General features: G+C 55.1%; 18 protein-coding genes and 3 tRNA genes. 4 read left to right on the top strand and 17 right to left on the bottom strand.

All coding sequences use genetic code 11. The features are described 5' to 3' along the window. Positions 1–6: 6 nt before the first annotated feature. Positions 7–351 carry a hypothetical protein gene (locus FKP33_RS21450; protein ID WP_127610104.1) on the bottom strand — a complete coding sequence of 115 codons (345 nt, stop codon included), beginning with the start codon at positions 349–351 and terminating at the stop codon, positions 7–9. A 175-nt stretch (positions 352–526) separates the two neighbouring features. Beyond that, positions 527–748 carry a DUF1128 domain-containing protein gene (locus tag FKP33_RS21445; RefSeq protein ID WP_127610106.1) on the bottom strand — a complete coding sequence of 74 codons (222 nt, stop codon included), beginning with the start codon at positions 746–748 and terminating at the stop codon, positions 527–529. Positions 749–867: 119 nt separating this feature from the next. Here FKP33_RS21445 and FKP33_RS21440 point away from each other — a divergent pair, with 119 nt between their 5' ends. Beyond that, complete coding sequence (locus FKP33_RS21440) at positions 868–1,269, top strand: secondary thiamine-phosphate synthase enzyme YjbQ (RefSeq protein ID WP_054796881.1); 402 nt, start codon at positions 868–870, stop codon at positions 1,267–1,269. A 103-nt stretch (positions 1,270–1,372) separates the two neighbouring features. On the opposite strand, the gene FKP33_RS21435 is transcribed toward FKP33_RS21440, so the two are convergent. The 3 genes from FKP33_RS21435 to FKP33_RS21425 all read right to left on the bottom strand — a co-directional run bounded on the left by FKP33_RS21435 (position 1,373) and on the right by FKP33_RS21425 (position 4,142). After that, positions 1,373–1,957: a TetR/AcrR family transcriptional regulator gene (locus tag FKP33_RS21435; RefSeq protein ID WP_127610108.1), complete on the bottom strand. Its 585-nt coding sequence runs from the start codon at positions 1,955–1,957 to the stop codon at positions 1,373–1,375. A gap of 69 nt (positions 1,958–2,026) precedes the next feature. Beyond that, positions 2,027–2,668: a YigZ family protein gene (locus FKP33_RS21430; protein WP_054796880.1), complete on the bottom strand. Its 642-nt coding sequence runs from the start codon at positions 2,666–2,668 to the stop codon at positions 2,027–2,029. 118 nt (positions 2,669–2,786) lie between these two features. Beyond that, positions 2,787–4,142 (bottom strand): glucose-6-phosphate isomerase, encoded by a 1,356-nt coding sequence (locus tag FKP33_RS21425; RefSeq protein WP_127610110.1) that lies wholly within the window; start codon positions 4,140–4,142, stop codon positions 2,787–2,789. Between the two features lie 153 nt (positions 4,143–4,295). Here FKP33_RS21425 and FKP33_RS21420 point away from each other — a divergent pair, with 153 nt between their 5' ends. After that, positions 4,296–5,549: an NAD(P)-binding domain-containing protein gene (locus tag FKP33_RS21420; RefSeq protein ID WP_141336322.1), complete on the top strand. Its 1,254-nt coding sequence runs from the start codon at positions 4,296–4,298 to the stop codon at positions 5,547–5,549. A gap of 103 nt (positions 5,550–5,652) precedes the next feature. Here the strand turns inward: FKP33_RS21420 and ppnP are convergent, their stop codons facing one another. Together ppnP and tkt are read right to left on the bottom strand one after the other, a co-directional pair. After that, entirely contained in the window at positions 5,653–5,970 is a 318-nt protein-coding gene (gene ppnP, locus FKP33_RS21415; RefSeq protein WP_054796878.1) for a pyrimidine/purine nucleoside phosphorylase, read from the bottom strand. Between the two features lie 16 nt (positions 5,971–5,986). Then, the gene (gene tkt, locus FKP33_RS21410; RefSeq protein WP_141336321.1) at positions 5,987–7,990 is read right to left on the bottom strand and encodes a transketolase; all 2,004 of its coding nucleotides are present in this window, start codon (positions 7,988–7,990) and stop codon (positions 5,987–5,989) included. A 330-nt stretch (positions 7,991–8,320) separates the two neighbouring features. Here tkt and FKP33_RS21405 point away from each other — a divergent pair, with 330 nt between their 5' ends. After that, positions 8,321–9,466, top strand: a complete 1,146-nt coding sequence (locus FKP33_RS21405) for a GGDEF domain-containing protein (RefSeq protein ID WP_127610116.1) — start codon at positions 8,321–8,323, stop codon at positions 9,464–9,466. Positions 9,467–9,672: 206 nt separating this feature from the next. Here FKP33_RS21405 and purU read toward each other — a convergent pair whose 3' ends face one another. Next, positions 9,673–10,566 carry a formyltetrahydrofolate deformylase gene (gene purU, locus FKP33_RS21400; protein ID WP_127610118.1) on the bottom strand — a complete coding sequence of 298 codons (894 nt, stop codon included), beginning with the start codon at positions 10,564–10,566 and terminating at the stop codon, positions 9,673–9,675. Between the two features lie 60 nt (positions 10,567–10,626). Next, the gene (locus tag FKP33_RS21395) at positions 10,627–11,754 is read right to left on the bottom strand and encodes a deoxyribonuclease IV (protein WP_127610120.1); all 1,128 of its coding nucleotides are present in this window, start codon (positions 11,752–11,754) and stop codon (positions 10,627–10,629) included. 143 nt (positions 11,755–11,897) lie between these two features. Between FKP33_RS21395 and FKP33_RS21390 the strand changes: the two genes are divergently transcribed. Then, positions 11,898–12,347 (top strand): DUF2621 domain-containing protein, encoded by a 450-nt coding sequence (locus FKP33_RS21390; protein WP_127610122.1) that lies wholly within the window; start codon positions 11,898–11,900, stop codon positions 12,345–12,347. 60 nt (positions 12,348–12,407) lie between these two features. On the opposite strand, the gene FKP33_RS21385 is transcribed toward FKP33_RS21390, so the two are convergent. The 8 genes from FKP33_RS21385 to galE form a co-directional block, all read right to left on the bottom strand. Continuing rightward, positions 12,408–13,796, bottom strand: a complete 1,389-nt coding sequence (locus tag FKP33_RS21385) for an S-layer homology domain-containing protein (protein ID WP_258313513.1) — start codon at positions 13,794–13,796, stop codon at positions 12,408–12,410. A 99-nt stretch (positions 13,797–13,895) separates the two neighbouring features. After that, on the bottom strand, positions 13,896–14,642 hold the full coding sequence (locus FKP33_RS21380; protein ID WP_054796870.1) for a glycerophosphodiester phosphodiesterase: 747 nt from the start codon (positions 14,640–14,642) through the stop codon (positions 13,896–13,898). A gap of 212 nt (positions 14,643–14,854) precedes the next feature. Then, positions 14,855–15,034: a putative motility protein gene (locus tag FKP33_RS21375; protein ID WP_054799559.1), complete on the bottom strand. Its 180-nt coding sequence runs from the start codon at positions 15,032–15,034 to the stop codon at positions 14,855–14,857. A gap of 384 nt (positions 15,035–15,418) precedes the next feature. Further along, positions 15,419–15,500 (bottom strand) — tRNA-Leu (locus FKP33_RS21370). 112 nt (positions 15,501–15,612) lie between these two features. Further along, the gene (locus FKP33_RS21365; protein WP_054796868.1) at positions 15,613–16,032 is read right to left on the bottom strand and encodes a pyridoxamine 5'-phosphate oxidase family protein; all 420 of its coding nucleotides are present in this window, start codon (positions 16,030–16,032) and stop codon (positions 15,613–15,615) included. Positions 16,033–16,167: 135 nt separating this feature from the next. Then, a tRNA-Leu gene (locus FKP33_RS21360) sits at positions 16,168–16,250 on the bottom strand. An 8-nt stretch (positions 16,251–16,258) separates the two neighbouring features. Further along, a tRNA-Glu gene (locus tag FKP33_RS21355) sits at positions 16,259–16,330 on the bottom strand. A 156-nt stretch (positions 16,331–16,486) separates the two neighbouring features. Continuing rightward, entirely contained in the window at positions 16,487–17,500 is a 1,014-nt protein-coding gene (galE, locus tag FKP33_RS21350) for a UDP-glucose 4-epimerase GalE (protein ID WP_127609709.1), read from the bottom strand. Positions 17,501–17,738: the final 238 nt, after the last annotated feature.

Here is a 17,738-nt window from a genome sequence, read left to right as displayed (position 1 = left end):
TGCATGTTACCAAATAAACGGTCCGCCAAATCCGAATTCCGAGAACCCGCCTCCGAAGCCGCCTCCGAAACCACCTCCGAAACCACCTCCGAAGCCACCTCCGAAGCCTCCGAAGCCTCCGAAGCCGCCAGCGAATGGAGCTGTACCGATTGCGAGCAGATCGAACAAAACGAGTGGAATCACCGCAGAAGTCCGTACCTTCTTGTCTTTACCGCCGCCAACTGCAACGCGCAGCTCGCCGCCGCTTACTTGAACCAGCTTGCCGCTAACGACTGAACCGTCCTTCTTAACCGCATAAATGGATTTCCCCACCAGCTTGGCGACTTCTTGCTTGCCAACTGCCTTGTGCATCTACACCCACCTCCAATAAGATCGTCAGGCCAAGCCGCAGGCGGTTTGGCGTTAACGATATATTGTACGAGGCCTTCGTCTCATCTGATTGTACGGTCGTCCCGCTTAGCCGGCAAGATGTGTACTTACCCCCATTGTCGATCTTCCGGACCGGGTTGGCGCCTGGCTCCTTCCGTTAGCGGCGGAGCCGGCCGAGCTCGGTTGTAATCGCTTCTATTTCACTGATGCTGAATTGGTTTTTACCGGCCACCATGTCGTAAATGTCACGCAAATCTTCATATTGCGTATCGTTCAACGACACGGCCTTCAAAGCCGCTCCAGAAGCCATACGCAGCTTCTTTTTGATTTCCTCGATCATGAAATCGGTATTTTCCAATGTGTTTTTCGTAAGATCCATCTTTCGCGTCTCCCTCCCGCCTACTTTTCCGTATCGCCACTTATTGTACCATGTTTGGAGCGTCCGCGCCTTGTGTAATATAATGTTTAACGACGTTACCTTACAGAGGGGGAACCGCTATGATCCATAAGCTGCACCTGCGGACGAACGCGCACAGCGAAATGATCGACATCACGCGCCAAGTCCATGACCTGCTGAAGCAGGAACAAATGGAAGACGGCATCGCCGTCATTTATTCGCCGCATACGACGGCGGGCATTGCGATACAAGAGAATGCAGACCCGGACGTCCGGCACGACGTACTGATGCGCCTGGACGAAGTTTACCCGTGGGAGCATCCGAAATACCGCCATGCGGAAGGCAACACCGCTTCCCACCTGAAGGCCATGACCGTCGGCTCTTCGCAAACCGTATTGGTTGCAGGCTCAAGGCTAGTCTTGGGACGCTGGCAGGGCATTTACTTCTGCGAGTTCGACGGGCCGCGCGAACGCACTTGTCTGTTAAAGTTTATACGCGGGTAAGCGTCTCGAGAAAGATGAGTTCCAAAGCGAACAGGTAAATATACTTTACTGCACTGAAGCGTGGGGCTGCAAAAGTTCTTCGGTTGCCGCTTCTATAGGATGTTCACCCTCGCAGCCCCTCGCACAAATATTTGACATGCTGCTCTGCCAACTTGCGGACGTCTTCGAACGTTTGATTGTAATGAATATTATACGAAATGAATCCGTGCATCGACATGAACAAGCTCCAAGGCAAACTGTACATTTTCTTATCGTCTTTTTGGCGGGCAACGACCGACCGTACCACGGTAGCGAACAAGTCCAGGCACTGCGCTTGTTCGGTTCGTGAATAGCGCTGCAGCTCCTGATCCTTGATCATAAACATAATCTCGTAATGATTCGGATTGTCCAAACCGAACTTGATGAATTCCAGCATCAGCTTCTCAAGCTGCGCCATATCGCCCAGCCGGGTGCGGCGAAGCATGTCCTTCTGCCGTTCCAGCAGCATCCGGAAGTCCTCCGTAACCAGGGCGTAGAACAATTCCGCTTTCTCGCTAAAATGATAATACAATGCGCCGTGACTGTAGCCCATCGACTTTGCGATGCTTCGCATCGTTAAAGCATGATAGCCGTGTTTGACAAACAAATGGCGTGCCTCATCCAAAATACGTTGGCGGCTTAGCTCCTGCTCAACTGCTTTTCGTGCCACGTGGTTTCAACTCCCATTATAGTTAGGCCCATATGAAATGAATGATATATACTACAAGCCGCCGGCCTCCTATGCAGGAAGCTCGGCGTGCTCGACGTATCGACTTTCACCTTCTTGAATTTCACCTTGCCCTTGTGTCAGGTCGATCATCCATGCCATGAAGTGATCGGCATCCTTCGCAAGCGGCAAACAACGCAAGGTCACTTTATCCGTAAACTCGGTCTCTTCCATCATCATCCCGCGGCCGCGCAGCTCGTTCTCCACCTTGCCGAGCCACGTGTAATCGATTGTCACCCGCACTTCCCGGTGAAGCACCTTATATACCTGCTCCGCCGCGGCCAGTCCGGCGACCGCTCCGTCGGTGTAGGCCCGGACTAAACCGCCTGCGCCGAGCAAAATCCCGCCGAAATAACGGGTGACGACAACGGCCACATTTTTCAGACCCTGGTTCTTGATAACCTCCAGAATCGGCTTACCCGCCGTCCCGCTCGGCTCCCCATCGTCAGACGCCTTCTGAATCTCATCGCGTTCCCCGATCAAATACGCCGAGCAGTTATGGGTCGCGTTCCAATGCTCCTTCTTAATGCTCTCGATAAAAGCAACGGCTTCCGCTTCATCGTGCACCGGTTTGGCAAATCCGATAAAGCGGGACTTCTTGATGACGATCTCGGCAGTGCCCAGTCGTTTCACCGTTCGATATTGCATCAACATGCGGGTTCAGGCCGCCTCCTTCCACACGTAAGCGGGCCTTGCGGCACATTGCTTGCAAAAAAAGCGATCACCCGGCAGGGTGAACCGCTTTGTTTTGCCGCTTCGTCCAGCGTCCGGCTTACTTGCCGAGTCTGGCTTCCAGCTCCGCCTTTTCCTTCTCATAACCAGGTTTGCCCAGAAGGGCGAACATGTTTCTCTTATATGCTTCCACACCGGGTTGGTCGAACGGGTTAACGCCGAGCAAGTAACCGCTGATACCGCAAGCTTTTTCAAAGAAGTAGACCATATAGCCGAACGTATATGGCGTCAAATCCGGCAGCGTAACGATCAGGTTCGGCACCCCGCCGTCGGTATGCGCCAGCATTGTGCCTTCGAACGCTTTTTTATTGACGAAATCCATCGTCTGGCCGCTAAGGAAGTTCAGCCCGTCCAAATCCTGCGCATCGGTTCCGATGACGATTTGTTCCGACACTTCCTTCACTTGAATGACGGTTTCGAACAGATTCCGTGTTCCTTCTTGAACGAATTGTCCCATTGAATGCAGGTCTGTGGAGAAGTCGACCGCCGCCGGGAAAATGCCTTTGTTATCCTTGCCTTCGCTCTCGCCGTAAAGCTGCTTCCACCACTCGGAAACGAAGTGTAGCGACGGCTCGTAGTTCACAAGAATCTCCGTCGTCTTGCCCTTACGGTACAGCGCATTGCGCACCGCTGCATATTGGTAAGCTTCGTTCTCGGCCAAATTCGGGTTCGCATACGCCTCACGGGCGTCAGCTGCGCCGCGCATCATCGATTCGATGTCGATGCCGGCCGTTGCAATCGGCAGGAGACCTACCGCCGTCAGCACGGAGTACCGTCCGCCGACATCGTCCGGAATGACGAACGTTTCGTACCCTTCTTCGGTCGCCAGCTTCTTCAGCGCGCCCTTCGCTTGGTCGGTCGTCGCATAAATCCGCTCGCGCGCGCCTTCCTTACCATATTTCTTCTCCAGCAGCTCGCGGAAAATCCGGAAAGCGATCGCCGGCTCCGTCGTCGTGCCGGATTTGGAGATGACGTTCACGGAAATGTCTTTACCTTCCAACAGCTGCAGCAGGTGCGTAACATAGGTCGAGCTGATGTTCTGGCCGACGAAATAAATTTCCGGCGTCTTCCGTTTATCCTTCGGCAGCAGGTTGTAGAAGCTGTGGGACAAGCTCTCGATGGCCGCACGCGCGCCCAAGTAAGAGCCGCCGATTCCAACGACGACCAGCGCGTCGGAATTCGACTGAATGCGCTTTGCCGCTTGCTGAATGCGGGCGAATTCTTCCTTATCGTAGTTCACCGGCAGATCGATCCAACCCAGGAAATCGTTGCCTGCTCCCGTTCCGTTGTGCAGCTGCTCGTGGGCTGTTGCCACCGCCCCCGCCAGGTAGTCCACCTCATGGCGTCCGATGAAATCTAATGCTTTGCTGAAATCAAATTGCAGTTTAGCCGTCATTAATTTCGTTTCCTCCGATCCGAACCTTCGTTATGTAACTGTAATTTTCGTAAATCCCTATAGAAATAGAATACTTGATCTGCCTTCGGTAACGCAAGAGAACATTCACAGGTTTCCCTCCAGATGCTAAAATGTATACAGGAGGGATTGCCAATGACAACGATCGGATTTATCGGTCTCGGCACCATGGGTAAGCCTATGGCCGCGAACCTGTTGAAAAAAGGATTTGAAGTCGTCGTCTACAACCGCAGTGTTGACAAAGCGCAAGACCTTGCGGCGTTGGGCGCCGAAATCGCCGCAAGCCCCGCCGGAGCGGCCAGAGGGGCCGACGTCGTCATCACGATGCTAAGCACCGACCAAGTCGTCCTTGACGCCGTGTTCGGCGAGAACGGCATCGTGCACGGCCTGCGGCCGGGACAAACCGTCATCGACTGCAGCACGGTTTCCCCGGAAACGAGCCGGAAATTGTACGACGAGCTCGCTACGCATCTCGTTGACTTTCTCGACGCGCCCGTCACGGGCAGCCAACCCGCCGCAGAGAGCGGCACGCTCGTCTTCATGGTCGGCGGCCAGGAAGAGGTGCTTGAGCAGCGGCGACCCGTGTTTGAGGCGATGGGCGCCAAGATCATGTATATGGGTCCTTCGGGCTCCGGCTCGTACACGAAGCTGGCGCACAATACGATGGTCGGCATTAACGCGCTGGCTTTGATGGAAGGCTTGTCCATCGCGGCCAAGGCCGGACTCGCGCCCGAGCAATTTCTCGACGTCGTACAGGCAGGCGCCGCTAACAGCAGACAAGCCGAAATGAAAGGGCCCAAAATTCTTCAGCGCGACTTCAGCAGCCAATTCTCGCTGCAATGGATGCTGAAGGATCTGCTCTTGGCCGGCAAGGTAGCCGACAGCTTCCAAATGCCCGCGCCTATGCTGCACAGCGCCACGGATATTTTCCAGATGGGTCTGGCCCGGGGCCTCGGCGAGCACGACCTTAGCTCCATTATTCAATGTTATGAGGAATGGATGCACCTGCAGGTGCAAGCGACGAACAAGGGAACCCCGGAGCTGGAAGCCGCGGAACGGCGCCGCAATGCCCGTGTGCGGCTGAATATCAAGCTGCACCTGTCCGTGTATCAATGGGAGCAGGAAGGCTCGTTCTCGGGGCAGCTGATCGAAGGTACGCTGGTCGACCTATCCGAGAGCGGCATACGCATCCTGAGCTCCTTCCCGCTGGCCCGCGACATGTTCATCGTGATCCACTTCCCGCAGGAAGCCGATCTGCCGCCTGTAACGGCGCGCATCATCCGTATCGACCAGGACCAGGATCAGTTCCTTTACGGCTGCATGTTGTCCGGTCTGCCTCCTTACGTACGCCTGAAGATCGAAGAATACATACACAGCAAGTCTGAATAGCGCAAGCGTCTTGAAGCGCAGCCTCGCGCTGCGGCAAAAACCCCGGCGGTCGCCCTTCTCTCTTGGAGAAAGCGGCCGCCGGGGTTTTCTTCTGGAAGCAGGCTTATTCGTGAACGTAAGAGCAGATGTAGTCCGTAACCGTGCGTACGTCCAGCTTGAACTTCTCGCCTTTCGGTACGGTAAATTCAGCCGTACCGTTGATTTCGAGCCACTCGGAAGCGCCCGGCAGCAGTACCCTCAGTTCGCCGGCTTGAATCTCCATGATCTCCTTCACATCGGTGCCGAATTCATATTCGCCCGGCAGCATGATGCCGAGCGTTTTCTTCGTGCCGTCGGCGAAAATCACCGTGCGGCTGGTTACCTTGCCGTCGAAATATACGTTGGCTTTCGTGACGACGGTCACTTGTTCAAATTGCGACATGGGAACGAATCTCCTTCTATTTCAACAATTGTTTGACGCGTGCCACCACGTTCTCGACCGTAAAGCCGTATTCGCGGATGACGATCGGTCCCGGAGCGGAAGCGCCGAATTTATCGATGCCGAGCACGCTGCCTTGATCGCCGACGTAACGGTCCCAGCCGAACGGATGACCCATCTCAACCGCCAAGCGCGCTTTGACGTCAGGCAGGATGACCGAATCTTGATACTCTTGCGATTGCTTATCGAACAATTCCCAGCTCGGCATGCTGATGACGCGCACCGGTATGCCCTCTTCGGCCAGCTGCTTCTGCGCCGCAACGGCCAGCTGCACCTCCGTGCCGGTAGCGATGATTTGCGCCTGCGGCTTGCCGCCGGGCGCGTCGGCCAATACATAAGCGCCGCGCTCAAGCGCGCCGTTCTCGGAGCCTTCCAGCTTCGCCGCCGCTTGGCGGGAGAAGATGAGGGCGACCGGGCCGCGTTTGTTCGCTACCGCGTATTTCCATGCCGCCGCCGTTTCGCTGCCGTCTGCCGGACGGATGACGGTGATGCCCGGAATGACGCGAAGCGCCGCCAGCTGCTCGATCGGCTCGTGCGTCGGACCGTCTTCGCCGACACCGATGCTGTCGTGCGTGAAGACGTAGATCGCCGGCACGTCCATGATCGATGCCAGACGAATCGCCGGACGCAAGTAGTCGGAGAACACGAAGAACGTGCCGCCGAACACTTTCAAGCCGCCGTGCAGCAGCATCCCGTTTACCGCTGCGCCCATACCGAACTCGCGCACGCCGAAGTACACGTTGCGCCCGCTGTAATCTTTCGGCGTCAGCATGCCGAGGCCTTTCATGTGCGTCATGGTCGACGACTCGAGGTCCGCCGAACCGCCGATGAGTGACGGTACGCGCTGCGCGATCGCATTCAGCACGATGCCGGAAGCCGTACGCGTGCCTTTATCCGCCGGGATATCCGCCGGGATGCCTTCGTCCCAGCCTTCCGGCAAATCGCCGTTCACGGCGTCCTGGAACTGCTTCGCCAGCTCCGGATAAGCCTTCGCATAGGCGGCAAACTGTTCGTTCCACGCTTCGTACTGCGAGACGTTGCGCCTCTTCACATCCGCAAAATGCGCCCTTACTTCATCCGGCACATGGAAGTGATGCGTTTCGTCCCAGCCGTACGCTTTCTTCGTCAGCGCCACTTCGTCTACGCCGAGCGGCGAGCCGTGCGGACCGACATGGCCGCCTTTCCCCGCTTTGTTCGGGCTGCCGTAGCCAATTACCGTCTTCACTTCGATCAACGTCGGACGGTAGTCCGCTTGCGCGTCCAGCACCGCCTGATGAATCGCTCCGAGGTCGTTGCCGTCCTCGACGCGCAGCACTTGCCAGCCGTAACCCTCGAACCGCCGGGCGACGTTCTCGGAGAACGAAAGGTTCAATTCGCCGTCGAGCGAAATATCGTTCGAATCGTACAGCACGATCAGTTTCCCGAGCTTCAAATGGCCCGCGAGCGAAGCTGCTTCCGAGGAGAGGCCCTCCATCAGATCGCCGTCTCCGCAAATCGCGTATGTATAATGGTCGATCACCTGGAATTGATCACGGTTATAAACAGCAGCCAGATGCGCCTCAGCCATCGCCATCCCGACCGCCATCCCGAAGCCTTGTCCGAGCGGACCCGTCGTTGCGTCGACACCGGGGGTATGTCCCACTTCCGGGTGACCCGGCGTGCGGCTGCCCCATTGGCGGAAGTTTTTCAACTCATCCATCGATAAATCGTAACCCGAGAGATGCAGCAAGCTGTATAGCAGCATCGAGCCGTGGCCCGCAGAGAGGACGAAACGGTCGCGGTTCACCCACGTCGGTGCGTCCGGATTATGTTTCATCAGCTTCGCGAACAGCTCGTAACCCATCGGAGCGGCGCCCATCGGCATGCCGGGATGGCCGGATTTCGCTTTTTCAATGGCGTCGATGGAAAGTGTACGGATCGTATCCACCGATAGTTGATCGATTGTCTTGTTTGAAACGGTCATGAGTATCCTCCACTCCATTATTTTCTTGCTGCAATGTGGTGAAGCGGCTTGGCATGGTTGCAGCAAGATCTGGCCGATCACGTCTTTACAGTACGCAGTGCCAACTTGTACGTACATGTCCGGCGCATTTCAAATATCCCTTATTGTACCATTGTCTCTTTCAGTTTGCCATATCCAATCAACCTTCATCCCGAAATCTTAACGGATAAAAATTAATAAAATTACGCAAAGGATTTACTGTATTATTGTCGAAATAGAAAATTAGGACTAGCCGCTTTTTTCAACCTTGGAAATGGGTCCGCTGTACTACGTTTGCATGGGAGTCGATCTATGAATCATATATTGTTGGAACTGGCCAATACGCGTCATACGTATCGAAAGATGCTCAATCTGTATTGGATCACCATCCTTCTGACCGTGATCCTGGAATTTTCCATTCAGCGCATCCAGCACGACATGAGCCCCCGGGAAATCATTGCACCGCTCGCCCTGCATGCCCTTTTACTCACAATCGCCACGGGGATCGTTGAATGGCTGTACCGCTACCGGCACGCTCAGAGCGATTGGCTGCTGGTTTCAACCGGAATTTTGTACGCCTCGTCCATCATTCTCATGAATCCGTCAATCGGAATCGTACCCGCCATCTTTATCTTTCCGATTTTAACATCCGTTCTATCCTTTAATAAACAAACCATCTTAATCGCGTTCGCTCTCGTGCTGCTCTCATTCGGCGTCTTGTACGGGGTCAGCGCTCCGCTGCGCCTCACGATGCAGCCGGTGCATATGATTGGAATCCTGTTCTTATACACGGGAACGACCGTTATCGCGCTATCCATCACGAGCAGCGGCATCGAACTGCTGGACAACCTCAAGCACGCCACGGAAGCGAAGCAGGAACTGCTGGTCAAGAACATTATTATGGACACGCTTTCCAAAATCGATGCGCTTACGGAGCTGTACAACCACAAGACGTTTCATGAATATCTGGAAAAATTGATCGAGCAGAACGAGCTTAACGATCTTTCGCTGCAGCTCGCGATTTTGGACATCGATAATTTCAAGAGAATTAACGACACCTACGGCCATTGGGTCGGAGACATCATTCTGATACGCGTTGCAAGCATTATTAAAGAAACGGTTACGCCGAACGACTTCGTCGCCCGTTACGGGGGGGAGGAATTCGCCGTGATCTTCACCGAGAAAACGCTCGATGAAGCTTACCGCCTCGTCGAGCAAATCCGGCATAAGCTATACGTTACGCTGCACCCCGAGCTCGATTCCAAAGCTGCGACCATCAGCATCGGGCTGCAGGAATACATGAAGGGCAAAGGGAAAGAAGCGCTGTTCAAGGGCGCCGACGCCTCCTTATACGCGGCCAAACGGACAGGTAAAAACAAAACCTTCGTACACTCCACCCCGTACCCCGCCTTAAACACGACCGACCTGTCGGCGGAGAAAATCCGCAGCTCGAACTAAGAGAAGCCGTAGCAACCGCAGTCCGATCAGCACAGGTTCCTACGGCTTTATTCGGCCGCTCGCACCCGTAAGCCCGTGTCCTGCAGCTTCTTTTTTTGCATGCTATCCGGCCCCGGCTTTCGGGATGCCTCAAAACGCGAACATAACGGCATGCAAAAAGGTTCCGTTCCCCCGCAGGAAAACAGAACCTTTTGCATGCCGTCATTTTAATTAAATACGACCGTTTTATTATGATGTACGATAATGCGGTCTTCCACGTGCCAATTTACAGCTTTCGCGAGCACGGCACGCTCGATGTGACGCCCGATCCGCTTCAAGTCGTCCACGTTATCGCGATGGCTGACGCGTTGAACGTCCTGCTCGATGATCGGTCCGCCGTCCAGCTCTTCCGTGACGTAATGCGCGGTCGCCCCGATGATCTTCACGCCGCGGTTGTGCGCCTGCGCGTAAGGCTTGCCGCCGACGAACGCCGGCAGGAAGGAATGGTGAATGTTAATGATCTTATTCGGAAAGTACTCGATGAATTTTGGCGAAATGATCTGCATGTACCGCGCGAGAATGATCGCATCGACCTGCCCCGTCACCAGCTCCAGCTGGCGACGCTCCGCTTCCGCCTTCGTATCCGCCGTCACCGGGATATGGTAATACGGAATACCCAGCGGCTCGACCAGCTCGCGCATATCGTTATGATTGCTGATTACCATCGCAATGTCCGCATCCAAATCGCCGGACTGCCAATGCCACAGCAGCTCCAGCAAGCAGTGGTCTTCCTTGGAGACGAAAATGGCGAGCCGCTTCTTCCGTTTTGCCCGGGTAATGCTCCAAGACATTTGAAATTCCTCCGCCACTTTGGCGAAGTCCGCCTTCAATTGGGCGCGGCGCTGGTCCAAATTGTCGAGATCGAATTCGATGCGGATAAAGAACAACCCGCCCTCAGCCGGATCCATCGTGTATTGATCGGACTGAATAATGTTGGCGCCGTATTCAAATAAGAATCGCGATACCGCCGCCACGATGCCGGGACGGTCCGGGCAGGACACCAGCATGCGGGCGCGGTTTACTTCGGCGCTCTTGGTTTTGGGATTCAATTTGGGAACCATGAAACTCTCTTCTCCTTTTACTGTTGAGCCTTCAAAAATGATCTATATAAGCGATCCGTCTTAGACGGAAGCCAATAAGTGTTCGCCGGCAAACCACGCCGTCAGACGGTGGTTTACTTGCTCCTCCGACAAGTCCGGGAACAAGTTGTCCGCGGCGATTAAATCGTACAGACGCTCCATCGGCTCGCGGCCGTCCGCCTTTTTCGCTTTCGCGTCCGTTTTCAGCAACTCCCACGTCTGCAGCACGAATTGGCGGGAGTCGAGGTCCTGCTTCTTGAAGAAATGGTCCAGCTTCTCCACATCCGACAAGAAGCCATCCCCAAAGCGCTGCTGCACGGTGCCGCTGAGCAAGGCAATCTCCGCCTCATACATCGGACGCTGCGAGCTGTCCTCCTTGCCGATCCACGGCGTCTCCAGAATGAACGGCAGGTGGTTCAGCTTCTCGTGATGGACGATGTTGTACATCGCCTTGAAGCCGATCCAGCCCGCGCCAACCGGGGCATGACGGTCCTTGCCCGCGCCGCGCGGGTTTTTGCTGTCGTTCAAATGGATGACGGCCAGCTTGTCCAGTCCGACCACGCGGTCAAACTCCTCCAGCACCCCATCCAGATCGCTCACAATGTCGTATCCCGCGTCGTTCACGTGACACGTGTCCAGGCAAACGGTCAGCCGGTCGTTGCGCTCCACCTTCTCCATAATGGCGGCCAGCTCCTCGAAGCTGCGTCCGATCTCGGTGCCTTTGCCGGCCATCGTTTCCAGCGCGATGTTCACGCCCGTATCCTTGATGCCCGCCAGCACCTCGTTCAAGCCCTCCGCGATCCGCGCGATGCCGTACTCGGCATCCTTGTCCGTGTAGGCTCCCGGATGCAGCACAATCTGCTTCACCCCAAGATAATCCGTGCGGCGGATTTCCTCCTGCAGGAAGCGGACGGCCAGCTCGAACGTGTCTTCTTTATAAGAGCCAAGGTTGATGATGTACGGAGCGTGCACGATAATTTCACCGATGCCGTGCTCTTCCATAAGCGCTTTGCCTTCTTCGATATATTGATCCTCGATGGGCTTGCGCCGCGTGTTCTGCGGCGCCCCGGTATAGATCATGAACGTGCCCGAGCCGTAGCTCGCGGCTTCTTTGGCCGCGCCCCGCAGCCCTTTATCTGAAAACGATACGTGCGATCCGATTTTAACCATGTTCGCGATCCACTCCCTTTCTTAGCTTTTATCTATTTTACTAGGATTGCCGCAAGAAATCTAGGAAAGGGAGGCTTCTTCCGGGATTTTCATTTTCCTGACAGGCAAGTTGCGGTATAATGTGGAGTGAGGTGACGATATTCATGCTATACGCGATGAGCAGCTCCCCGAATCAGGGGTTTATGTGGTTTATATTTTTTTGGGTGTTCGTGTTGATTTTCTCGATGTCGGTAGGCGGATATTTCATGTTCCGCAAATTTTTCAAGGTGCTGCCGATGGCCGACGGCAAGTCCAAACTCGATTGGCAGAACCATTACGTGGAAGCGTCCCGCCATCTGTGGACCGACGAATCCAAAGCATTCCTCGATGTGCTCGTCGAGCCCGTCCCGGCACCGTTCCGCGATATCGCCAAGCATTCCATCGCCGCGAAGATCGGCGAAGTCGCACTGAACGAGAAGGCGACAGCCGTCACGCGCGAGCACTGCATCAAGGGATACATTCTGGCGACGCCGCGGCGCGATTACAAGAGCTTGATCTCCTTCTTGGAGAAGAAGCAAATCGATTACACCGCCCATAAACATCTGCTGCAATAAAAAGATTCAAGGCTTCCTTTCCCATTTGCGGGACAGGAAGCCTTTTTACTAGGCGGCCGTTTATTTTTTCTTCTTGCTCTCCGGTTCTTTGTCCGACAGCTGAACCGATAACGTCGCAGTGTAATCGCCGTACTTCTTCAAGCTCGTGTCGCGGAGCTGCGAACGGATGCCGACGAGCTGCGCGCTGCCGACCGTCAGCGTGAGAGGCAGCTCTTCCTTCCTCACGAAACCGATCCGTCCGTCCACGATCACGTACAAATCGACGGCTTCTTTGGACTTCAAATCGACGGTCAAATATTTGGTGCCTCCGGGCTGAACCGCTGTCTCGATTTCCCCGTTCACTGCAATATTTTTCACGATAACGCCCTTATCGTCAAAATAATCGGTCACTCGCACGTTCGACCGGTCCGTCCATTCCTGCGAGCCCGGCGGTCGATCCGTCGACGGGAAGGCCGCACCCGGATTCGGGTTGTAGTTGAATGAGCCTCCCGGCGTATTCGCAGGCGGGGAGCCGGGAGCTGCCGCTCCTCCGCTGTTATCGGGCCCAGTTACACTAAGATCGACCGTCGAGTAAAGGGATAGCCATTGGTTATTTTTTAAATAATGATAAATCCGGTCCAGAATAACGACCGCTTCCGCACGGCTCACCGCTTCCTTCGGCCGGAAATATCCGTCATCGTTCGGCGTCATGATGCCGTTAGACTTTAACCCGGCCAGCGCCTTCGCCTGCACATTGGATAACGGATCATCGCCGAGCGTGCAGTCGCTGGAACCTTTGCCCATGAACAGCGTCTTGTACACGCCGTTCTCTTCCGCATACATCCAGCCGTTGGCATCATACCTGCCGTCGTTTTTGGCGAATGCATACGCCTCCGGGTCCGTATATAAGGTTGCCGGAATATCTTTAAAGTCCAGCACAACGGCACACACGTCATTGTCGCTCATCCGGTCGTTCATCAGCTTCCCGCCGAAGAACGCGTATAACATCTGCGCCAGCTGCAGCCGCGACATCGGCATGTCCGGCATGAAGGCCAGCTGACCGTCACGGTTTACTCCGTAACCGCCGATCTGGAACGAAGCGTCGTACACGTCGGAGATGGGCTTGGACGCCCAATGCAGGGAAGTCACGTCCGCGAAGAAGCCGACCTTCTTCAGCCCTGTCGCCGTCGCATTCGGCCGGTATTTATCGAAGAGACGGTATACCATGGTCGTCCATTCCGCTTTGCTTACCGCTTTCTCCGGGCGGAATCGGCCGTCGGGGTATCCGGTCAATATTTGTTTGTTCGACATCAACGTGATCGAGCTCGTCGCCCATCCGTAACTCGCGCCGACATCGGAGTAACGGCTCTCGGCGTGGAGCGAGCGCATCGGAAACAGCATGAACAACAGAGCGAAGGACAGCAGACAAGCCAGTCCGCGGGTCCGGATGTTGCGTGTTTTGTTCATCATCAACGTTACCTCCCGTCTCTTAACGTATATCGGTCAGACGGGCAAGAATTGTTACCTCTTCAAGGAATATCGTCATTAGAACGGGGGCATGCCCCGAGTTTAACCCAGCATCGCCTTCAGCCGCGCCGGAAAATCCGTAATGATCCCCGAACAGCCGGCTTGCACCGCTTGCCGCAAATGCTCGGGCTCGTTAATCGTGAACGGATATACCCGAAGCCCGTGACGCTGCGCCTCCGCCACATCCTCCGGCCCGATGGCTTGATATTGCGGGTGAAGGGAATAGACGTCCATTCCGGCCGTTTCAGCAAGCACAGAGTGACGCACCAGATCCGCTACATACAGCAGCCCGACGCGAATCGCCGGCTCACGCTGCTTCAGCCGGTACAGCACCTTATGGGAAAAGGACGAGACCACCGTCGTCTCCAGCCGGCCGAACCCGGCTAGAAGCTCCGCCAGCCGCCCGGACAGCTTATCGCTGTACCCGCATTTCACCTCAACGTTGATCATCACATTCGCGGGCAGGGCCGCAAACACTTCGGACAGCAGCGGAATCCGCTCTCCGCGGAATCTCTCGTCATACCAGCGCCCGGCGTCCAGCCGCTTTATTTGTTCGACGGTCATTTGATCGATTCGCCCTTGCCCGTCGGTCGTACGGTTCACGGTGTGATCATGACAGACGACCAGCTCGCCGTCCGCCGTAAGATGCACGTCGAGTTCGACCGCGTCCGCCCCTTGCCTTACGGCAAGCTCGAACGAGGCGAGCGTATTCTCCGGCGCTTCCCCCGCGGCCCCGCGGTGTCCGATGATGAGCGGACGCAATGTTTGTTCGTTGCAGTTTTCAACCATGGCTCAGGCCTCCCTAGGATCTTCTCGTTATCCTTCAGATGTCATTATCCGACGACAATGGACCGATTGCAATCGGTCTGCCGCGGTCCGCAGGTTAAGATGTTGTAAAGGCCCGTCCGCCGAACGAAAAAACCTGCCGGGCGGCTTCGCTCTATGGAGCCAAGCCGCCCGCACAGGTTTCCCTCATGAGCGTATTTCGATATGTACGTTGATCAAGCTCGAATATCTAGGCTTTTGCCCAAATACGGATGCTGCGCCGCGGCAAAATCTTGCAGCAGCGTTGCGGTTTGTGCCGTCTGCATGTCTTTCAATTTGCCGAGCAGGGCGATGCCTACCGCTTGCTTCAAAGCGTCGCGGCCGGCCGCTGCGTTCAGTGCTGCGTTGACTTGCATCGGATCACGGTCCTTCTTCAGCATTTGTTGGAACAAGTGTATGATACCGAAAGTATACCGTACGGCGGAACGCCGCGTAAAGCCAATAAACTTCCGGCAGCGGCCGCTGCGGAAGTTCCCGGCTGTTGCTGTTTGGTTTATCGCTTCGACACAAAACGTCGCTTACAGGTCCTTATTTGTCTTTCTTAGCATGCGAACCATCGCATTGACCTTGGGCGTTTTGCGTGTTTCCACAGGCACATTGAGCCATTGCTTGTCACCTCCTCTTGGTTACTTGTCCTACGCTTATTATTATAGATACTTTACTTACGAAGTACAAGTAAAGTATCTATAATAAAAAAAGAGCCCTCGCTCGTAACAGCGAAGGCTCTTGTAAAGCTGGTATGCGGTTGAGAGGACTCGAACCTCCACGGGCGAAGCCCACTACCCCCTCAAGATAGCGTGTCTGCCATTCCACCACAACCGCGAATATAGATCCCATTATACTTCTTTCGCACAGAAGAGTAAAGTGGGAGCGGTTGGCTTCGGGCAAGCAGCGGCGCTCCTGTAAAATCGTTGCCGCTGCCGCTTGGTTGCGGTTATTTTTGCCATACTCGAGGCTCGGCATTCGCGCTGTTGTATTCGATACGTTCCGGCTTGATTTCCAGTATGACATAGTCCGGATCATGAGGGCCTTGAAACCATGCTTTAAACGACTCATTCCAGAGCCGCTCCCGCAATGCGTTATCCTTGCAAATCTCGGCCCTTGCCTGAATTTGGAGGATGTCCGAAGAACGTTTGCCGTCATACCCGACCAGAACGTGAACATTCGGGTTGTTTTGAAGCTCGTCCACTTTATCGGTTTTGCTGTTCGTCGCCAAGTAAAGCGTAAGCCCCTCATGGAATAACGCCATATAGCGTACCATCGGCTTGTTTCCGTCTACCGTTCCGAACGAGCAGATTCGATTCGCCGCCAGCACGCCCGCTATTTGATCTTCCAGCAGCTCGGTTTGCTGCATCGTTAACCTCTCCTCTCGGCTTCCCAAATTAAGCTTGCGGTTATCTTCCCCCAAATGGCAGCGTCTATAACAAAAAAGCAAGTCTGACTTCCAGCTCTGGAAATCGGACTTGCTTTCATCGATTTGATGCTTCAATGCGGTTGAGAGGACTCGAACCTCCACGAGCGTACGCCCACTACCCCCTCAAGATAGCGTGTCTGCCATTCCACCACAACCGCGCATAGTATGACCCGTAGGGGATTCGAACCCCTGTTACCTCCGTGAAAGGGAGGTGTCTTAACCCCTTGACCAACGGGCCATGCTTAAAAGCGACAAGTGTTATTATAGCGAATAGGTTTAGGGTTGGCAATACCTTTTTTTCAAAAAAATCGCTGCCTCGGTTCATCTGTTTGGCGAACTGCAAAACCTGCCAGGCACAAGCGCGGTATGCCGGCAGGTCTTTTCCATCATGCGCTTATTTTCCGTATCCGTCGGGGTTTTGCTGCTGCCAGCGCCAGGCATCCTCGCACATTTGCGCCAATCCCCGTTCCGCCGACCAGCCCAGCTTCTCCCGGGCTTTGACAGGATTGGCGTAACATACCGCCACATCGCCGGGCCTGCGATCTACGATACGGTAAGGAATTGTTCTCCCCGCAGCCTGTTCCATGGCCCGCACCATCTCAAGCACGCTGTACCCATTGCCGGTACCGAGGTTGTATGCTTCAACGCCCGTGCTGGAGAGAACGCTCTCCACCGCCTTCACATGACCAAGCGCCAAATCGACCACGTGGATGTAGTCGCGCACGCCGGTTCCGTCCGGAGTCGGGTAATCGCTGCCGAATACTTGCAGTTCTTTCAGCTTGCCCACTGCCACTTGCGTCACGTAAGGCATCAGATTATTGGGGATCCCGTTCGGGTCCTCTCCGATGCGTCCGCTGGCGTGAGCCCCGATCGGATTAAAATAACGAAGCAGCGCAATGCTCCACTCAGGGTCGGAGATGTATATGTCGCGAAGGATGTCCTCGATCATCAGCTTCGTCCGACCGTACGGATTCGTAGCTCCCAAAGGCATCTCCTCGTCAATCGGTACCCGCTCCGGCATGCCGTATACCGTCGCCGATGAGCTGAAGACTATTTTCTTCACGCCGTGCTTCTGCATCACTTCGGCCAACAGCAGCGTGCCGGTAATGTTGTTGTGATAATATTTCAGAGGAAGACGCACCGACTCCCCCACGGCCTTCAGCCCGGCAAAATGAATGACCGCCTCGATCCGATTGTCCTGAAAAATCGCCTCAAGCCGGTCTCGGTCCAATAGGTCGGCCTGCACCTGTTTGAAGTCTTTCCCCGTAATTTCTCTCACGCGCTTCAGCGACTCCGGCTTACTGTTATCGAAGTTATCGACGACGATAATGTCATATCCGCTGTTCAATAGTTCCACACACGTATGAGTCCCGATATATCCCGCACCGCCCGTTACCAGTACCGCCACTTGCTCACCCTCCGACATCTAACGTATGGTTTACGACTCTAGCGTACATGACATGCCTGCGTTTTTGCAAGACTTGGGCTTCGATATCGTGAACGGGCGAGCTCATCGCCGCCAATGGTCAGGCGGACAAGCGATGAACTTGCCGCTGTGCAGTCGGGCGAGGTTCCGTGCATCGGCGCCCTTCTCTCGGGGTTCGAATTCCTCCGGCCTCTCCAAACGCAAAAACAACCGCCTTATT

The sequence above is a fragment of the Paenibacillus sp. tmac-D7 genome (assembly GCF_006519665.1).
GTDB classification, from domain to species: domain Bacteria; phylum Bacillota; class Bacilli; order Paenibacillales; family NBRC-103111; genus Paenibacillus_G; species Paenibacillus_G validus.
The sequence above is the reverse complement of the archived record's forward strand: the minus strand, read 5'-3'. Positions and strand labels throughout refer to the sequence as shown.

What these genes read in the sequence shown, in the direction of transcription:
- FKP33_RS21450 (WP_127610104.1), bottom strand. Translation starts at nt 351, where the DNA reads ATGCACAAGGCAGTTGGCAAGCAAGAAGTCGCCAAGCTGGTGGGGAAA.
- FKP33_RS21445 (WP_127610106.1), bottom strand. Translation starts at nt 748, where the DNA reads ATGGATCTTACGAAAAACACATTGGAAAATACCGATTTCATGATCGAG.
- FKP33_RS21440 (WP_054796881.1), top strand. Translation starts at nt 868, where the DNA reads ATGATCCATAAGCTGCACCTGCGGACGAACGCGCACAGCGAAATGATC.
- FKP33_RS21430 (WP_054796880.1), bottom strand. Translation starts at nt 2,668, where the DNA reads ATGTTGATGCAATATCGAACGGTGAAACGACTGGGCACTGCCGAGATC.
- FKP33_RS21425 (WP_127610110.1), bottom strand. Translation starts at nt 4,142, where the DNA reads ATGACGGCTAAACTGCAATTTGATTTCAGCAAAGCATTAGATTTCATC.
- FKP33_RS21420 (WP_141336322.1), top strand. Translation starts at nt 4,296, where the DNA reads ATGACAACGATCGGATTTATCGGTCTCGGCACCATGGGTAAGCCTATG.
- ppnP (WP_054796878.1), bottom strand. Translation starts at nt 5,970, where the DNA reads ATGTCGCAATTTGAACAAGTGACCGTCGTCACGAAAGCCAACGTATAT.
- tkt (WP_141336321.1), bottom strand. Translation starts at nt 7,990, where the DNA reads ATGACCGTTTCAAACAAGACAATCGATCAACTATCGGTGGATACGATC.
- FKP33_RS21405 (WP_127610116.1), top strand. Translation starts at nt 8,321, where the DNA reads ATGAATCATATATTGTTGGAACTGGCCAATACGCGTCATACGTATCGA.
- purU (WP_127610118.1), bottom strand. Translation starts at nt 10,566, where the DNA reads ATGGTTCCCAAATTGAATCCCAAAACCAAGAGCGCCGAAGTAAACCGC.
- FKP33_RS21395 (WP_127610120.1), bottom strand. Translation starts at nt 11,754, where the DNA reads ATGGTTAAAATCGGATCGCACGTATCGTTTTCAGATAAAGGGCTGCGG.
- FKP33_RS21390 (WP_127610122.1), top strand. Translation starts at nt 11,898, where the DNA reads ATGCTATACGCGATGAGCAGCTCCCCGAATCAGGGGTTTATGTGGTTT.
- FKP33_RS21385 (WP_258313513.1), bottom strand. Translation starts at nt 13,796, where the DNA reads ATGATGAACAAAACACGCAACATCCGGACCCGCGGACTGGCTTGTCTG.
- FKP33_RS21380 (WP_054796870.1), bottom strand. Translation starts at nt 14,642, where the DNA reads ATGGTTGAAAACTGCAACGAACAAACATTGCGTCCGCTCATCATCGGA.
- FKP33_RS21375 (WP_054799559.1), bottom strand. Translation starts at nt 15,034, where the DNA reads ATGCAAGTCAACGCAGCACTGAACGCAGCGGCCGGCCGCGACGCTTTG.
- FKP33_RS21365 (WP_054796868.1), bottom strand. Translation starts at nt 16,032, where the DNA reads ATGCAGCAAACCGAGCTGCTGGAAGATCAAATAGCGGGCGTGCTGGCG.